Origin of the sequence: Sphaerisporangium sp. NPDC005289, from assembly GCF_040607455.1 — a bacterium.
Classification (GTDB): Bacteria; Actinomycetota; Actinomycetes; order Streptosporangiales; family Streptosporangiaceae; genus Sphaerisporangium; species Sphaerisporangium rhizosphaerae.
Window position 1 is genome coordinate 174125 of sequence record NZ_JBEXGS010000004.1, and the last position, 17211, is coordinate 191335.

The 17211-nt window shown below is 72.2% G+C and carries 12 protein-coding genes; 4 read left to right on the top strand and 8 right to left on the bottom strand.

Features of this window, described 5'->3' with window-relative positions; genetic code table 11:
• Positions 1-251 precede the first annotated feature (251 nt).
• Positions 252-1457 (top strand): FAD-dependent monooxygenase, encoded by a 1206-nt coding sequence (locus ABZT47_RS09235; protein ID WP_354837949.1) that lies wholly within the window; start codon positions 252-254, stop codon positions 1455-1457.
• Between the two features lie 145 nt (positions 1458-1602).
• Here the strand turns inward: ABZT47_RS09235 and ABZT47_RS09240 are convergent, their stop codons facing one another.
• Positions 1603-2556, bottom strand: coding sequence for an SDR family NAD(P)-dependent oxidoreductase (locus ABZT47_RS09240; RefSeq protein ID WP_354837951.1), 954 nt, complete (start codon positions 2554-2556; stop codon positions 1603-1605).
• Between the two features lie 228 nt (positions 2557-2784).
• On the opposite strand from ABZT47_RS09240, the gene ABZT47_RS09245 reads away from it, so the two are divergent.
• Entirely contained in the window at positions 2785-3363 is a 579-nt protein-coding gene (locus ABZT47_RS09245) for a helix-turn-helix domain-containing protein (protein ID WP_354837953.1), read from the top strand.
• 81 nt (positions 3364-3444) lie between these two features.
• Here ABZT47_RS09245 and ABZT47_RS09250 read toward each other — a convergent pair whose 3' ends face one another.
• Entirely contained in the window at positions 3445-7671 is a 4227-nt protein-coding gene (locus ABZT47_RS09250; RefSeq protein ID WP_354837955.1) for a Pls/PosA family non-ribosomal peptide synthetase, read from the bottom strand.
• Positions 7672-7716: 45 nt separating this feature from the next.
• Positions 7717-9099, bottom strand: a complete 1383-nt coding sequence (locus ABZT47_RS09255) for a diaminobutyrate--2-oxoglutarate transaminase family protein (RefSeq protein ID WP_354837957.1) — start codon at positions 9097-9099, stop codon at positions 7717-7719.
• Between the two features lie 535 nt (positions 9100-9634).
• Between ABZT47_RS09255 and ABZT47_RS09260 the strand changes: the two genes are divergently transcribed.
• Positions 9635-11965, top strand: a complete 2331-nt coding sequence (locus ABZT47_RS09260; protein WP_354837959.1) for a LuxR C-terminal-related transcriptional regulator — start codon at positions 9635-9637, stop codon at positions 11963-11965.
• A gap of 255 nt (positions 11966-12220) precedes the next feature.
• On the opposite strand, the gene ABZT47_RS09265 is transcribed toward ABZT47_RS09260, so the two are convergent.
• Genes ABZT47_RS09265 through ABZT47_RS09275 form a run of 3 tightly spaced genes read right to left on the bottom strand, consistent with a single transcriptional unit; the run spans position 12221 to position 13066 of the window.
• Positions 12221-12385, bottom strand: coding sequence for a hypothetical protein (locus tag ABZT47_RS09265; protein ID WP_354837961.1), 165 nt, complete (start codon positions 12383-12385; stop codon positions 12221-12223).
• On the bottom strand, positions 12378-12872 hold the full coding sequence (locus ABZT47_RS09270) for an ATP-binding protein (protein WP_354837963.1): 495 nt from the start codon (positions 12870-12872) through the stop codon (positions 12378-12380). The genes ABZT47_RS09265 and ABZT47_RS09270 overlap by 8 nt, the downstream gene beginning before the upstream one ends.
• The gene (locus tag ABZT47_RS09275; RefSeq protein WP_354837965.1) at positions 12869-13066 is read right to left on the bottom strand and encodes a DUF5999 family protein; all 198 of its coding nucleotides are present in this window, start codon (positions 13064-13066) and stop codon (positions 12869-12871) included. The genes ABZT47_RS09270 and ABZT47_RS09275 overlap by 4 nt, the downstream gene beginning before the upstream one ends.
• A 318-nt stretch (positions 13067-13384) precedes the next feature.
• Here ABZT47_RS09275 and ABZT47_RS09280 point away from each other — a divergent pair, with 318 nt between their 5' ends.
• Positions 13385-14263, top strand: a complete 879-nt coding sequence (locus tag ABZT47_RS09280; protein WP_354837967.1) for a chitosanase — start codon at positions 13385-13387, stop codon at positions 14261-14263.
• A gap of 107 nt (positions 14264-14370) precedes the next feature.
• Here the strand turns inward: ABZT47_RS09280 and ABZT47_RS09285 are convergent, their stop codons facing one another.
• Positions 14371-14739, bottom strand: coding sequence for a DUF742 domain-containing protein (locus ABZT47_RS09285; RefSeq protein ID WP_354837969.1), 369 nt, complete (start codon positions 14737-14739; stop codon positions 14371-14373).
• Entirely contained in the window at positions 14736-17015 is a 2280-nt protein-coding gene (locus ABZT47_RS09290) for a nitrate- and nitrite sensing domain-containing protein (RefSeq protein WP_354837971.1), read from the bottom strand. The genes ABZT47_RS09285 and ABZT47_RS09290 overlap by 4 nt, the downstream gene beginning before the upstream one ends.
• Between the last annotated feature and the right edge of the window lie 196 nt (positions 17016-17211).

Genomic DNA, 17211 nt, shown 5'->3' on the forward strand with positions numbered 1-17211 from the left:
CTGGGCGGCCCCGCAAGGGGCCGCATTTTTTTGTGGCCGCGGCACCATTCGCCCGTTCCATGCCGGTTAGGGGCGATGACGCCATGGCCGCCGCCGAACTGCGCACTTCCACACCGCCCCTACCGCCAGAGAGCGTCCTTTGACGCCCTGGTGACCTTCACCGACGGCTGGCGGCGGCGACACCAAGGCGACGGACACAGACGCGGGGGAGTGTCGGTGGGGTGTCGGTGGGGGGCGGGAGGGTCGGGGGCATGGAGAACACGAACATTTTGATCTCGGGGGCGGGCATCGGCGGGCCGGCGCTGGCGTGGTGGCTGCGCCGCTACGGGTTCGGCGTGACCGTCGTGGAGAAGGCTCCGGGCCCGCGCCCGGGCGGGCAGGCGATCGACTTCAAGGGCGAGGACCAACTGTCGGTGCTGCGGCGGATGGGCATCCTCGCCGAGGTGCGGCGCAGGCAGACCGGCGGCGCCGACGTGCGGATCGTGGACGCGGACGGCCGGTCGATCGCCGTGATGCCGGGCGAGTTCACCGGCGGCGACGTGGAGATCCGGCGCGGCGACCTGTCGGAGATCCTGTACGACGAGAGCGTGGCCGCGGGCTGCGCGTACGTGTTCGGCGACTCGATCACCTCGCTGACCGAGGCGGCGGACGGCGTCTATGTGACCTTCGAGCGCGGCGCCCCCCGCACGTTCGACCTGGTGGTGGGCGCGGACGGCATCCACTCCAACGTCCGTCGGCTGGTCTTCGGCCCGGAACGCGACTTCGTGAGGTTCCTCGGCTACTACTACGCCCTGGCCGAGCTTCCGCCGGGCGGATCGGACGGCGACGGGGACGGGACGGGGGTGATGTACAACGAGCCGGGGCGGATGGTCTCCGTCGGTGGCCCCAAGGCGCCCGCGTTCTTCGTCTTCGCCTCGCAGGAGCTCGCGTACGACCGGTACGACACCGAGGAGATGAAGCGCCTGGTCATCGACGCCTACGCGGGGATGGGGTGGCGCACGCCGGAGATCATGGAGCGGGTGCGGAGTGCGAAGGACCTGCACCTCGACACGATCAGCCGGGTCCGGACCGGCCGGTACGCGCGAGGTCGCGTGGCGCTGCTTGGGGACGCCGTCTCCGGCAACACGCTGGGCGGGTTCGGCACCGGCGTGGCGGTGGTCGGCGCGTACGTGCTGGCCGGTGAGCTGGCGCTGGCCGGTGGCGACCACCACGCCGCATTCCGGCGGTACGAGGAGGTGATGAGCCCGTACGCGAAGGTCGCGCGCAGCGGCGGCAACGCCGGCGGCTTCCTGGCCCCGGCTTCGCGCGCGGGGATCTGGATGCGCGACCAGGTCTTCCGGCGGAGTCTCCTGCTGAAGATGATGATCAAGGTGACCGACATGTTCGCCACGAACATCAGCCTTCCCGACTATCCGGCTCCGGTGGACCGTGGTCGCCGCGCCGCCGAGCCCCGCTGACGGCCCGGCGGGCGCCGCGCTCTGGTGGGCACGGCGTCCGCCGGGTGCTCGGCACGGGATGGGTGGCCCCGTGGAGACGCGGCCGGAACGGGTCCGGCAGGAGAGGTCGGCTCTGATGCCCCGATCAGGCGACCCGGTGGTCACATCAGGCGGAGAGGGTCTCCTCGGTGACCTTCCAGAGGCGGGTGGCGGCCTCGGAGTCGAGGGCGTAGGCCGCCACGCCGGTGCGGGTGCCCGGCTCGTGCGGACCGGCCTCATTGCAGTCCTCGAAGTACCGCCCGCCGACGCCCTCCACCAGCGGGGAGGCGGCGAGCAGCACCGAGGTGGCGGCGCCCTGCTCGGGGGTCTTCCAGTCGGGGGTGGACGCGCCGCCCGCGCTCATCTGGGCGCGCAGCCGGTCCAGCTCCTCCATGGTGACGTGCCTTTGCAGGTTGGTCCGGATGCCGCCCGGGTGCAGGGCGTTGACGGTGATGCCGTCGTCCGCCCACCGCGTGGCCGCCTCGACCGCGAACAGCACGTTCGCCGTCTTGGACTGGCCGTACGCGGTCCACGGGTCGTACGGGCGCTCCCGGAAGTGGATGTCCTCGAAGACGACCGGGGAGCGCAGGTGGGCGGCGGAGCTGACGGACACGACGCGCGCGCCGCCGGCGGCGGCCAGCGCGTGGTGCAGGCCGGTGGCGAGCGCGAAGTGGCCGAAGTGGTTGGTGGCGAACTGCAGCTCCCAGCCCTCGGGCGTCCGGGTCTCGGGGGCGGCCATGACTCCGGCGTTGTTGACCAGGATGTGCAGCGGCCCGTCCCACGCGGACACGAAGCCGGCGATCGAGGCGCGGTCGGTGAGGTCCAGCGGCGCGACGCCGACCCGCTCGGCGCCGGTCGTGGCGGTGATGTCCTCGGCGGTGCGCCGGCCGGCGTCCAGGTCGCGGACGGCCAGGGTGACCTCCGCGCCGGCGCCGGCGAGCGCGCGGGCGGTCTCGATGCCGATGCCGGAGGCCCCGCCGGTCACGATGGCGCGTCGGCCGGTGAGGTCGACGCCGTCCACGACCTCGGCGGCGGTGGACGCGGCGTTGAACGGCGTGGTGATGCGTGGTGTCGCGGTCATGGTGATGCCTTGCCTGTTCTCACTCGGCGGTCGCGGTCGGAGGTCCAGGCGGTACGCTGAAACCGGAGGATCCTCCAGTAAGTGGCACTCTAATCGGAGTTTCCTCCGGTTAGCAAATCCCGTCCCGTGATGGAATGGTCGGCGAAGGTCCCGCCGGTCGGGCGGACGCCGAGCCGCCGGCGAGGGCGCTCGACGAGAGGTCCCCGCGGGGATGAGGAGGAATACGTCGTGTCGGTCACCGGTCCGCGGCCCCTGCGCGCGGACGCCCAGCGCAACCGCGACCGCCTGCTGTCCGCCGCAGTGCGCGCGTTCGCCCACGACGGGCCGGACGTGACGCTCGACGCGATCGCCAAGGACGCGGGCGTCGGCATCGGCACCCTCTACCGTCACTTCCCGACCCGCGAGGCGCTGGTCGAGGCGGCCTACCGCAACGAGCTGGCCCGGCTGTGCGACGCGGTGCCCGGGCTCCTCGCCGCCCTGCCGCCGGCCGGGGCGATGCGCGACTGGATGGACCGCTTCCTCGACTACATGACGACCAAGCGCGGCATGGCCGAGGCGCTACGGGCGGTCATCGCCTCCGGCGGCGACCCGTACGCGCACAGCCGCGACCGGCTCGTCGGCGCCGTCGAAGCGCTGCTGCGCGCCGGGGCCGAGGCGGGCACGCTGCGCGGCGATGTCGCGCCCGCCGACGTGCTGACCGCCCTGAGCGGCGTGACCCTCGCCGCCGGCGCCCCCGCGCAGCGCGACCAGGCCGGTCGTCTGCTCGACCTCCTCCTGGACGCCCTGCGCTTCGGCGCCGCCGCCTGAACCGCCGCGAGGCGGGCCGGCGCCGGGCCGCCGAGCACGGCGAGCGCGCGCAGACCGGTCACGCCGCCGGCGGGATCCCGCTCACCGTGGCACGGCCCTGACGGTCGCGGCGGCGCTGAGCTGGGTGGCGGGGTTGCCCCGCCAGTGGGAGCCCGCGCCGACCTCCTCGCCCTTCATCAGGAAGGAGTCGGGGTCGAGCGTGGCGTCCTCGCCCATGCGCACGCCGTAGTGGACCAGGGCGTTGGTGCCGATGCTGCACCGGGCGCCGATGGCGATGCGGTCGGACTTGAAGGTGCCGTCCTCCAGCGAGTGGGCCTGGATGAGGCTCTTCTGGGCCAGCGTGCAATCGTCGCCGACGGCGACCAGCGTCCGCTCCGGTATGTAGCAGCCGTCGTCGAAGATCCTGCGCCCGACGCGCACGCCGACCAGCCGCCAGGCGAGGTTCTTGTACGGGGTGCCGTTGAGCAGGTCCAGGTAGAGCGGGTTGGTGAGCTTCCACATGCGCTCGTGCCACCAGTAGTAGGGCTGGTAGATCGAGCAGAAGCGCGGGCGCAGCGTCCGGAAGCCGGTGGCCAGGCGTTCGACCAGCGCGAAGTAGGCGATGGTGAAGACCACGCCGCCCCCGAGGGCGGCCGCGATCGCCGCCGGGCCCGCCGTCTCGTACAGGCGGGCGGCGGCCATGGCCAGCAGGAGCAGGCCGAGGACGTGCAGCCACCGGGTGAGCAGGTGCAACGCGATGGTCACCGTGTTGTGCCGGTTCTTGGCGGCCAGGCGGCGGCGCAGCTCGTCGCCGGTCTTCAGGTCGTCGAAGCGGCTGTCGCGCTGCACCGAGCGCGGGATCTCGAAGCAGGGCGAGCCGAGCAGGCCGACGTCCTGCCGCAGCGGCCCGTCGATGGGCAGCATGACCTTGGTCGCCAGCAGGCAGTTGTCGCCGGCGCGGCTCTGGGCGGGGTAGGCGATGTCGTTGCCGACGAAGGTGTGCGCCCCGATCACCGCGCGCGACAGCCGGAACGTCCCGGCGGAGAAGTCGGCGTTGACGATCGACAGCCCGTCCGACACCATCGTGGCGCTCCCGATCGTGGCCAGGTACGGCGACTCGTGCTTGTGCTGCAGGCCGAAGTTGGACCCGGTCTGCTCGACCTTGGACAGGTCGTACCCAAGGACGCGCACGTAGGGGACGATCCAGGAGCTGTCGCCGAACAGGTGTGTGAAGACCTGCGCGTTGGTGACCCGCGAGATCACCCGGTGCGCCCAGTAGTGGAAGCCGTAGAGCGGGTAGACCCGGCCTTCCCGCAGGGTCCGGTGCAGCAGGCGGGGCACGGTGTCCAGGAAGGCGAGCGCGGCGATCAGCCCGCCGAAGTAGATCGCCGCTGAGGCGGCCAGCGCGTCCCGGTAGGGGGCCCACGCGGTCAGATCCCTGGGGTGTGCGGTGTCGGCCCACCCGGACAGGACCGGGAACCGGGTGCCCAGCCAGTACAGGCCGCCGATGCCCAGCGGCATCCACACGGCCAGCAGGGTCAGCAGTTGCATGGCGCCGAAGCGGGTCCTGCGCCACCGGCCGGCGTCCGCCGGTTCCAGGGCCAGGTGGTCGGGGGCGCCCGGCTGGGCGGGCGAGCCGTGCCAGCGCTCGCCGTCCGGCACCGACTGCGACGACTGGAGCGAGGAGGAGTGGCCGAGCTGGGCCCGGTCGCCGATGGAGGCGCCGATGTCGACCACCGTCTGCTCGCCGACGAACGCGCCCTCGCCGATGGTGACCGGCCCGATCTCGATCATGCCGGCGCGGGCCCGGTAACAGGTGAAGAAGGAGTCCTTGCGGACCACCGTGCCGCGGCCGATGGTCAGCAGGTCGGTGCAGACGGGGACGTTCCTGGACAGGATCAGCGTGCCGGGGCCGATCCGCGCGCCGAGCGCCCGCAGGTAGAGCACGTACAGCGGGGAGCCGGGGAACATCGCGAGCGGGCTGCTGCGCACCAGCGTCTTCACCGCCCAGAACCGCAGGTAGGCAAGGCTCCAGACCCGGATCGCCCCGGGCTTCCAGCGGCCGGCGAGCGCCCACTTGGCCGCGATCGGCGCCGCGCACAGGGTCAGCAGAACACCCGCGCCGCACACCACCGACCGCGCGTAGATCTCGGCCGCGCCGGTGGCGCCGGCGATCCAGTGGTAGCAGCGGGCCAGCAGCAACGCGCCGAGACAGGAGTAGCCGAGGAACAGCAGCGCCTGCGCCAGCCCGCACAGCAGGTACGCGGCGGTGCCGGCCCGGGCGGGGGCCCGGGTCGCCGGTACGGCGGGAGCGCCGGAGGCGGCCACCGGCGCGACGCCATCGAGGGTGCCGTCGAAGGTCTCGTCAGGGGCGCCGTCGCGGGCGCCGTCCAGGGCGGCGTCGAGGGCCGCCGCCAGGTCGCGGACGGTGGGGCACAGGTAGACGTCCTTGATCGACACCGGGGGCAGGTCGCCGCGTTCCCGCACCCGGGCGCAGAACCGCGTCATCAGCAGCGAGTTGGCGCCCAGCTCGTCGAAGAAGTGGCTGTCGACCGACACCTGCTCCACGCCGACCACGCCGGCCAGCACGTCGGCGAGCGTGCGTTCGGCGGCGGTCGCCGGGTGCACGCGGGGCCGCGCCGTGGACAGGGCGCGGGGGCCGGTGGGGGGCGGCAGGTTCCTGCGGTCGGCCTTGGTGCTCAGCAGCATCGGGATGCCGGGCAGCGGCTCCAGGTAGGCCGGGATCATGTACCCGGGCAGGCGTCCGCGCAGCTCGCGGTAGACGCGCTCGGGGTCCACCTCGGGCGCGTCGCCGCGGGAGCTGTAGTAGGCGACCAGCTCCACCACCCCCGGCTCCGGCTCGTGGGTGTCCACGACGGCCTGGGCGACGCCGGGCACCTGGAGCAGCACCGACTCGATCTCCGACAGCTCGACCCGGTAGCCGTTGATCTGCACCTGGGTGTCGATGCGGCCGTGGTACTCGATCTCGCCGTCGGCGTTGATCCGCCCGAGGTCCCCGGTCCGGTAGATGCGGCCGGAGGGGTTGTCGGGGATGCCGAGGAAGTCGGGGATGAACGCCCGCTCGGTCAGGTCGTCGCGGTTGACGTACCCGCGGGCCAGCCCGACGCCGGCGATGCCGATCTCGCCCAGCTCACCGGGAGGCAGCGCCCGGGGCCCTGCCGGGTCGAGGACGGCGACCGCGTAGGTCGGCAGCGGGACGCCCAGCGTCACCGGCCGCGCGGGGTCGAGCACCGCCCAGGTGGCGGTGACGGTGGCCTCGGTCGGGCCGTAGACGTTCAGGAACCGGCGGCCGGGACGGTGCCAGCGGCGCACCAGGTCGGCCGGGCACGCCTCTCCCGAGACCAGCAGGAACCGCAGGCCGGGCAGGTCCTCCTCCAGGGTGGCCAGCAGGGTCGGCACGCAGCACAGCGCGGTGACCCGCCGGGCGCGCAGGAAGTCGGCCAGGTCGCGGCCGAGCAGCGTCGCCCCCGGCGGCCGGGGCACGAGCGTCGCCGCCGACAGCAGGGGCACCCAGATCTCTTCCACCGAGAAGTCGAAGGCAATGGTCATGCCCTGGTACACCCGCTCGCCCGGCGCGATGCCGTAGGCGTCGACGGCGACGCGGACGAAGTTGCAGATGGAGGTGTGCTCGACGGCCACGCCCTTCGGCCGGCCCGTGGAGCCGGAGGTGTAGACGATGTAGCACAGCTCGCCGGCCGGTTGCCCGTGCTCATCGTGCTCATCGTGCTCACTGTGCTCACGGCGCTCGCCGTGCTCGCCGCACTCGTCGCGGGTGAGCCGGCGGCCGTCCTCGGCCTCGATCAGCGGCTCGGCCTCGTCCAGGCACAGGATGGGGGCGCCGGCGTGCTCGACCCGGTCGCGCAGGTGCGTCAGGGTCAGCACGGCGCGCACGCCGGCGTCCTGGACGATGTAGGCGATGCGGTCGGCGGGGAAGCCCGGGTCCAGCGGCACGTACGTCGCGCCGATCTTCGAGACGGCGAGCATGCCGGCGTAGGACCACACGGCCTGGTCGAAGACCAGCGCGACGCGGTCGCCGGGGCGCGTGCCCCGTCCCAGCAGGTGGCGGGCGAGCCGGTTGGCCCGCGCGTCCAGCTCCTCGTAGGTGAGCGTGACCTCTCCGGCGTCCACCGCCCGCCGGTCCTGCTCGCCCGCGGTGCGCAGCCGGTCGCACAGGTCCTCGAACAGGTGGTGCAGCCGCTCGCCGTCCCACCGCCTGGACGTGTACGGGCCGCTCGCGCCGACGAGCACGTGCCCGGGCGGCGGCCGGTCGGCGCGCCGGGCGTCCTGTACCTCGGCCTGTCTGGTCATGCTGCCTCCATCAACCTCCCGCGGACCCCCCGTGGCGACCGGCCGTCAGGCCGGCACCGGGCAGCACGCGGCGATGGCCTCGACGAGGATGGAGCACCCGGTCTCGACGACGTCGGCGGTCACGTTCAGGGGAGGCAGGATCCGCACGACGCAGTCGGCGCGCCCGCCGACCTCGATGATCAGCCCCCGGCGCAGCGCGACCTCCTGGACGCGGTGCGCCAGGTCGGTGGCCGGGGCGCCGTCGCGAGGGTCGGCCAGCTCGACGCCCCACATCAGGCCGACGCCGCGCACCTCGCGGACCCACGGGCCGACGGTCAGCGGGGCCAGCCGCCGGGCGATCTGCTCGCCCCGCCGCCGGACGTTGCCCAGGACGTCGTCGCGGCGCATGACGCGGACGGCCTCCGCCCCGGCGGCGAACGCGAGCTGGTTGCCGCGGAAGGTGCCGATGTGCGCTCCCGGCGCCCACACGTCCAGCCGCCGGTCGTACAGGATGATCGCGACGGGCAGGCCCATGCCGCTCAGGCCCTTGGAGGCGACGATCACGTCCGGTTCGATGTCGTACCGCTCGAAGGCGAACCAGGTGCCCGTGCGCCCGCAGCCGGTCTGCACCTCGTCCACGATGAGGGGGATGTCCAGCTCGCGGGTCAGCTCGCGCACCCGGCGGACGAACGCCCGGCGGGCGGGGATGACGCCTCCCTCACCCTGGACGATCTCCAGGATGACCGCGGCGGGCAGCGGGACGCCGCCGTTCCCGTCGCGCAGCGATCGTTCGAGCTGCCCGGCGCAGTTGGTGTCGCAGGTGCTCGGGACCAGGCCGAGGGGGCAGCGCGCGCAGTAGGAGTAGGGGGAGAAGTGGACGCCGGGCACGCCGTTGGCCACCGGCTGCTTCTGCCGCACCAGGCCGGTGAGCGCCATGGCCGCGTGGCCGCTGCCGTGGAAGCCGCCCTGGAACGCCACGACGTCCCCACGGCCGGTGGCGATCTTGCACAGCTTGACCGCGGCGTCGACGGCGTCGCCGCCGGTGGGCCCGCAGAAGTGGACCTTCATGCGGTCGCGCATCCCGGCGGGGAGCATGGAAAGCTGCGCCTCGGTGAAGGCGTCCTTGGCGGGGGTGGGGAAGTCCAGGCCGTGGGTGAGCCGGGTGAGCTGGGCCGTGGCGGCGCGCACCAGTTCGGGATGGTTGTGCCCGAGGGAGAGCACGCCCGCGCCGGTCAGGAAGTCGATGAAGACGTTGCCGTCCAGGTCGCGCACGAAGCTGCCGGACGCCTCCGCGATGGCGATGGGCAGGCGGCGCGGGTAGGTGCGCGCGTTCGACTCGCGGACGGCCTGCCGGCCGAGCAGTTCGGCGGAACGGGGACCGGGCAGGTCGCACTCCACATAGGGGTGGGGAAGAATATCGGATTTGGCGCTGGGATCGGCCAGACTCATCGGGCTCTCCTCTCAAGGCCGCCGACGTGCTGGTTCCTTTCAACGCGGGCCGACGTGTTCGCTTCTCCTGTTCTGCTGCTTTCCGGCCGGCTTCGCATATGTAGTGGCTTGGTCCGGTATCGACGGTCGAAGAGGCCCTTCGCCAGTCCTGGCCTCAGGTACACGGTTACGATTCCACCGGGCCTACCTGCACAAACTCCTCAATCCACCTCGCATTACGGCAAGTGCCGCATTCGGCGTCCCGTGTGCGGATGCCTCTTTTCCGGCGTTCTCCCGGCCGGGCGGAAAAGGGCGCCGGCCGCCTGCGGAATGCGCTCCCCATCAAAGTTTTGCGGGCACCTGACGTTATCCGGGCGATACGGCGGTGCGCGGGCGACCCTCGGAGGGTAGGGGTCGATGATGCCGACTTGCGGAGCAAAGTGCGCTTTCCGGGGTCGGCCTGGTGGGTGAGGAAATGGTACCGAGTTCCGCGAACCGTCGGCCGGCACAAGGGCTGCCCGCCGACGCCACGAGCTTCGTCGGACGTCGGCAGGAGATGGCCGAGGTCAAGACGCTGCTGTCCAGGTCCCGGCTGGTAACCCTCACCGGGTTCGGCGGGGTCGGCAAGACGAGGCTGGCCGCACGGGCCGCCCAGGACGTGCAACGGGCCTTCGCCGACGGTGTCTGGTTCGTCGACCTGTCCGCCGTGGACGATCCTGACCTGCTCGTTCCGACCCTGCTGGAGGTCCTGCAGATCGAGGAGCGGTCCAGCCGTCCTTCGATGGCGGCGCTCGCCGATCACTTGGCCGACAAGAAGGCCCTGCTCATCCTGGACAACTGCGAGCACATGCTGCACGACTGCGCGATGCTCGCCGATGACCTCCTGGCCGTCGCGGACGGGTTGCGGATCATCGTCACGAGCAGGGAGCCGCTGCGCATCCACGGCGAGCGCACCCTCGTCGTGCGCCCTCTCCCCGTCCCCGACGGCGGCGGGGTGAACCTGTCGACGCAGGCGCTCGCCGAAGTGGACGCGGTGCGCCTGTTCGTGGAGCGCGCCGACGCGGTGCTGCCCGGCTTCTCGGTCACCGACGACAACCGCGATGCCGTGGAGCAGATCTGCCGGCGCCTGGACGGCATCCCCCTGGCCATCGAGCTGGCGGCGGTACGGCTGCGCGCGCTGTCGGTCCAGCAGCTCCTCGACCGGCTGGAGGACCGGTTCAGGATGCTGACGACCGGGTCACGGACGGCCGCCCCGCGCCAGCGGACGCTGCGCGGCCTGGTCGACTGGAGCTACGGGCTGTGCACCGAGCCCGAGCGGCTCCTGTGGGCCCGCGCGTCGGTGTTCTCCGGCGGTCTGGACCTGGAGGCGGCCGAGGCGGTCTGCTCCGGCGACGGCATCGCCCGCGAGGACGTCGTGGACGTGATCAGCGGCCTGGTGGACAAGTCCGTGCTGGTCCGTGAGGAGCACTCCGTGGGCGTGCGCTACCGGCTGCTGGACACCGTCCGCCAGTACGGCAGGGACAGGCTGGCCGAGTCCGGTGGGCAGGCGGCGCTGCGGCGCAGGCACCGCGAGTTCTACCGCGCGCTGGCGCGGCAGGCGCAGGCGCTGGTCTTCACCAGCGCCCAGCTCCACTGGCAGCGCAGGCTCCGGCTGGAGCACCCCAACCTGAGGGTGGCCCTGCACGCCTGCTTCGACGACGGCGACGCCGAGGACGGCCTGCGCATGGCCACGGACCTGCTCTACCACTGGAAGACCATGTACCTGGTCGGGGAGGGACGCCGCTGGCTGGAGGACGGCCTGGCCAAGGTCACCGCGCCGTGCGAGTCACGGGCCTGGGCGCTGTGCTGCGCGAGCTGGATGGCGATCATGATGGGCCACGACCAGGCGGCGGCCGTGATGGCCGACGAGGCGCGGGAACTGGGGGAGACGCTGGAGCTGCCCTCCTTGATCGCCTACGCCTCCCTGTTCTCGGGCATGGCGGCCGTCTACCGCGGCGAGATCGAGGGGGCGCTCGAGCTCTACGAGCGGTCGCTCGCCGGACATCGCGCCGCGGGGGACGAGCGGGGTCAGGTGCTGACCCTGACCAGGCTCTGCCTCACCTACGGGCGCAAGAGGGACGTGGAGAGCGCGGCCGCGGCCGGCGAGGAGGCGATCCGCATCTGCGACGCCCGCGGCGAGGGCTGGCACCGCGCCTATGCCGTCATGGCCCTCGGCGTGCTGGCCTGGCGCGAGGGCGACATGGCGCGCGCCGTCGCCCTGGAGAAGGAGAGCCTCCGGTCCAACGGCACGCTGGACGACCGGCTCGGCGTGGGGATCAACCTGGACGTGCTCGCCTGGGTCTCCGCCGCCGAACACGACTACGAGCGGGCGGCCCGGCTGATCGGCGCGCTGTGGAACATCTGGCAGACGGCCGGCAGGCCGCTGTTGCAGTTCGGCCACCTGCTCGTCTACCACGAGGAGTGTGAGGCGAGCATCCTCCAGGCGCTCGGCGAGCCCGCCTTCCGGTCGGCGCTGGGCCAGGGCGCGCGGCTGTCGTTCGACGAGGCGCTCGCCTACGCCATGGAGGAGAGCACGCCCGCCGTCCCGAGCGCGCGGCCCGCCGCCACCTCCTCGCCGCTGACCCGCAGGGAGATGGAGATCGCCCGGCTGGTCGCCAAGGGACTGAGCAACAAGGGCATCGCCACGACGCTGGTCATCGCGCAGCGCACGGCCGAGGGGCACATCGAGCACATCCTGAGCAAACTCGGCTTCCACTCACGCGCGCAGATCGCCGTGTGGGTGGCCGAGCAGGATCGGCGCGCGGCGGCGCAGGACAGCCACGGCCTCTCATCGGCCATGGCGTCGCCGGACGGCCGGGCGGCCGGCGGGGCCAGGCGCCGGCACTGACGGCGGACCGCCCGGCGGCCGAACCGCCGGGGGGCGAAACCGCCGGGGAGCGAAACCGCCGGGAGCGAAACCGCGGGGAGCGAAAGCGCCGGAGGGCGAACCGCCCGGGGCGAGATCGGCCGGGGGCCGACGAGCCGGGCCTGCCGTCGGGACGCCGGGACGCCGGGGCCGGCGGGTGCGGGCCCCGCCGGCCGCCCCGGCGTCACCGGGGGAGGGGGCGGGCCCGGAGGGCGGCCCGGGAGGCTCGTCGCGCCGTCAGTACGGGAGCATCCTGCGCCCGGACGGCGTGCGCAGGTCCTGGACCTCCTCGGCCAGGCGGCGCCGCGCCCGGCGCACCTGGAAGCGGCGCGGCCGGTACGCCTGCCCGTCGGCGGGGACCGCGGGGGGATCGGTCCGGCCGCGGCGCGGATCGTCAGTCATCGTCCCCGTTCCCCTCGGCGCCGGCCGGCGTGCCCGCGGGCTCGCAGGCCAGTTCGAACCAGACGACCTTTCCGGTGGACAGCGGGTGGCTGCCCCAAGATGTGGAAAGCGCTTGCATCAGATACATGCCGCGTCCGCCCTCATCCCCCTCGTGGACCTCCCGGACCTGCGGAAGGGCGGGGTTGGTGTCCTGGACCTCGCAGCGCAGGGTCCCGTCGTCCATGGCGAGCGACATGACCGCACCCCACGAATGGCGCATGGCGTTGGTGACCACCTCGCTGACCAGCAGTTCCACCACGTCGGACTGTGCCGCGAGCCCCCAGTCGGACAGCTTGCCGCGCACCCGCCTGCGGGTCTTCGGCACGGTGGTCGGCTCGGGGACCAGCACCCATGACGCGCGCTTGCCGCTCTCGCGCGCCGGCCAGAGATGGACGGCGGCTCGGGCGTACCTGTGGGAGGACGCCCCGGGCGTGTAGGTCGTGGTCATGCGGCACATCCATAGGCGAAGCGGTGGACGGGAGGGACGCTGCGGCCGTCGGGGAGCAGCTCACCCGTGTCGTCGAAGACGACCACACCGTTGCAGAGCAACCCCCACCCCTGTTCCGGGTGGAACGCCACGAGGCAGGCCGCTTCGTGATCGACAGCGTTGGCCGGCGGGCACTGCGGTTCGTGTTGACACATGGCTGGCACCTGAATCCGATGTGATCTCTCGTTGGTGGGCTGTGGTCTTCACCGACATGTCGAGCATCGCCCAACGGGCACATACCTAGTAACGGGACAACTACCCCCATTGATACCCATTCGACGCAAACGGGTACTCATTCTTTACCTTGGCGGGTGTCTGGCCTGACCGGCGGAGACGAACCCGGCCCGGGCGATCTACCTCACCATCGGCCGCCGCGCTCCTCGCGCGGACCTTCTCGCGGAATCCGTTGACACGCCTTCGCGGATAGTGCTTCCATTCGTTAGTAAAGTTTCCTAACGAGTAGAGGAGGCCAGATGCCGATCCCCCCGGCTCTACGGCACTTGCGCGCGCGCGTCCTGGTGGCGCCGGCGCTGGCCGTGGCACTGATCCCGGCCTGCGGCGCGGGCGGGAACGCGGCCGTCGCGGCCACCGCCGGCCACGCGGCGACGGCGGCGGGCAAAGCGCAGGTGAAGGCCGCGGCGGTCGACCTCACCGACCCGCACAAGAAGGACATCGCCATGCAACTGGTGTCGAGCGCGGAGAACTCCTCGCTCGACTGGCGCGCCCAGTACGGCTACATCGAGGACATCGACGACGGGCGCGGCTACACCGCCGGCATCATCGGGTTCTGCTCCGGCACCGGGGACATGCTGGAGCTCGTCGAGCTCTACACCCAGCGCAAGCCGGGCAACGTCCTGGCCAAGTACCTGCCCGCGCTGCGCTCGGTCGACGGCACCGACTCCCACAAGGGACTCGACCCGAACTTCACCAAGGACTGGAAGACCGCGGCCAAGGACACCGCCTTCCAGACCGCCCAGAACGACGAGCGTGACCGGGTGTACTTCAACCCGGCGGTCAAGCAGGCGAAGGCGGACGGCCTGCGCGCCCTCGGCCAGTTCATCTACTACGACGCCATCGTCATGCACGGCCCCGGCAACGACTCGGTCAGCTTCGGCGGCATCCGCAAGACCGCCCTGAAGAAGGCCAAGCCGCCGGCGCAGGGCGGCGAGGAGAAGACCTACCTCAACGCCTTCCTCGACGCCCGCAAGGCGGCCATGAAGACCGAGGAGGCCCACAGCGACACCAGCAGGGTGGACACCGAGCAGCGGGTCTTCCTCAAGGCGGGCAACCTCGACCTCGACCCCCCGCTGTCCTGGAAGGTCTACGGCGACAGCTACCACATCGCCTCCTAGGCCGCCCCGGCGGACGAACGCGGCGGGCCCCCACCGGAAAGACCGGTGGGGGCCCGTGTCGCGTGTGAGGCGGCCTCAGCGGGCCGGCGGGCGCGTGCCGGGGGAGCTCACAGGGCTCGCAGACCCTGGATCACCTCGCGCAGCAGGCGCTCCTCGGGCAGCTGCGACACCGTCGCCGGCGGCCGGACGGAGACGAGCTGGTGGTCGCGCAGGTCGCCGAGCAGGACGCGGGTGACCCCGAGCGACAGGCCGCTCTCGGAGGCCAGGTCGACCACGGACATGGGCTGGGCGCACATGCGCAGGATCAGCAGGTGCTCGGGGCTGAGCCCCGGATGCGGCCGGCCACCCGGCTCGGCCCTGACGATCGCGACCATGTCGAAGGCGGGGCCCGTGGGCCGGGTGCGGCCCCGGGTGACGGTGTAAGGACGGATGAGGGGACCGGCGTCCTGGTCCAGCCAGCGTTCTCCCTCGCTCATGACGCGTTCCCCTCACCCTCGTGCGCCCGCTCCCAGCCCGCCCGGAATGAAGAGAACATGTCGGGAGAGGGCTGCAGCGGTTCGGCGTCGGCGCGATCTTCCCGCGGGCCGCCCGCCTGCTCCGGCGCCCGGCCGGACGCCGGAGCCGCCTCGCGGAGCTGAGGCGCCAGGCTGGCCTGGCGCACCCGGTGCGGCAGGCCGGTGGCACGGCGGCGTCCCTTGCCGTCGTCGCCGGCGCCGTTCGCCCCGTTGGTCCTGTTGGCCTTGCTGCTCCCGTTCGCCTGGTGGGCGCCGCCCGCCTCGGCGGTGGAGCGGTTCGCCGCGGAGGGCTGGCCGTTGCCGGCGCCCAGCGCCGCGGTGAGGCTCCGGCCGGCGCCGAACCATCCCTCCTGCCCGGTGAGGTCCCGCACCGAGTACGGCTCGGGGGACGGCTCGCTGGGCATCACAAGGTTCTCGGGCACCAGCACGATCGCCGTGGTGCCCCCGTAGGGCGAGGGCCGCAGCGAGACGCGGATCTCGCGCCGGGCCGCGAGCCGGCCGACGACGAACAGGCCGAGCCGGTCGCTGTCGGCCAGGTCGAACTCCGGCGGGTCGGCCAGCCGCTGGTTGATCTGTTCCAGCTCTTCGGGGCTGAGGCCGAGGCCCCGGTCCTCGATCTCGATCGCGAAGCCCCGGGCGACCATCTCGCCGCGGACCTCGACGTGGGTCTGCGGCGGCGAGAACATCGTCGCGTTCTCCACCAGCTCGGCGAGCAGGTGGATGACGTCGGTGGCGGCCGTCCCGGCCAGCGACATGCTCTCCGGCATGGTCACGTGCACGCGCAGGTAGTCCTCGACCTCCTCCACGGCGGCGCGGACGACGTCGTACAGCGGGATCGGGTTGCGCCATCCGCGTCCGGGAACGGCGCCGGACAGGATGATCAAGCCCTCGGCGTGCCGCCGCATGCGGGTGGTGAGGTGGTCGATGCCGAACAGCTCGTCGAGCAGTTCCGGCTCGGTGACCTTGCGCTCGATGGCGTCCAGCATGGTCAGCTGGCGGTGCAGCAGCGACTGGTTGCGGCGGGCCAGGTTGAGGAAGACCTTGCCGACGCCCTTGCGGATCTCGGCCTGACCCACGGCCGCCTCGATGGCGGTGGTCTGCACCGAGGTGAACGCCGCGCCGACGTTGGCGATCTCCTCGGTCGGCCCGGCGGCGATGGGCGGGGTCTCGGCGGCCACGTCGACGTCCTCGCCCTGGCGAAGCCGCTGGACCACCCGGGGCAGGCGCTGGCCGGCCAGCTCGAGCGCGGCGCGCTGCAGTTCGATCAGCTCGCCGGTGATGCGCCGGCCGAACCGGACCGAGACGTACAGCGAGACGCCCACGGCGATGATGCCCAGCACCAGGGTGAGGACGATGCGCCACAGGATCACGCCGGCGAGCGGGACGGCGCGGTCGGCGATCCGCTGCGACACGATCGCGTTCTGCCGGTCGAAGGCCTGCGTCAGCGACAGGATGTTGGGTCCCCAGCTGCCCGAGCCGCCGGGCAGCCTCCTGCCGGGCTGCACGTCCTGGGTTACCTGGTCCTCCACGGAGGCGAACCGGGTGTAGGTCGGGGAGTTCTGCAGTACCAGGTACGGCTGGCGCAGGTCGGGGTCCAGGAGCTGGAAGCCCATGTCGTAGACCATCCTGCGCTTGGTCACCATCGTGGTGAACACCGTGCGCTCGTCGCTGGTCATCGAGCCCGCGCGCACGACGCCGGCGAGCAGGGCGGCCTGCTCGCTCATCAGGTCGCGGCTGCGGTCGATCAGCGTGACGGCCCTGGTCGGCGGGCCGATCTCCAGGTCGCCGGCGAACTTCAGGCTGTCGTAGACGCGGCCGACGGCGTCGGAGATCAGGCGGTAGGCGTCCAGGGTCAGCAGCCGGCTGAAGCTGCGCGAGTCCACCCGCGCCCGGATGTCCGGCAGGCGGTGGGTGGTCTCGATCAGCTCGGTCACCCGCTGGTACATCTGCGGGCTCGACTCCTGCTCGGCGGCGCTGTCCAGGACGGCCTTCTCCAGGGCGGCCCGCGCCTGGTCGGTCCTGACGCGTTGCGCCTCGAGATCGCTGCGGTCGGTGGCGGCGCCCGAGCTGAGGTAGATGACCGACTGGTAGCGCTCTTCCTGGATCTGCGAGGCGACGTTTCCGGTGGGGACGACCAGCGTCTCGTAGATCGTCCGGACCCGGAGAAGATCGAGACCGCTCTGGACGGTGATCATCGCCGAGTACGCCCAGATCCCCAGCAGGGACAGCAACGGCACCAGTACCAGGGTCAGGATCTTAACTTTGATGGACCTTTTACGCCCGCCCATGTGACCTCGCAGGGGAACCGCATCGTTACACGCGGGTTATTGGTGGCGAAACAGTATCAACGTGGGTCAGGGGGAGGTAGGGCCCTTGAGTAACTAAACGGGGGTGTTTCGGAGTAGTAACCATCCCATACTGGTCAACTTCGTC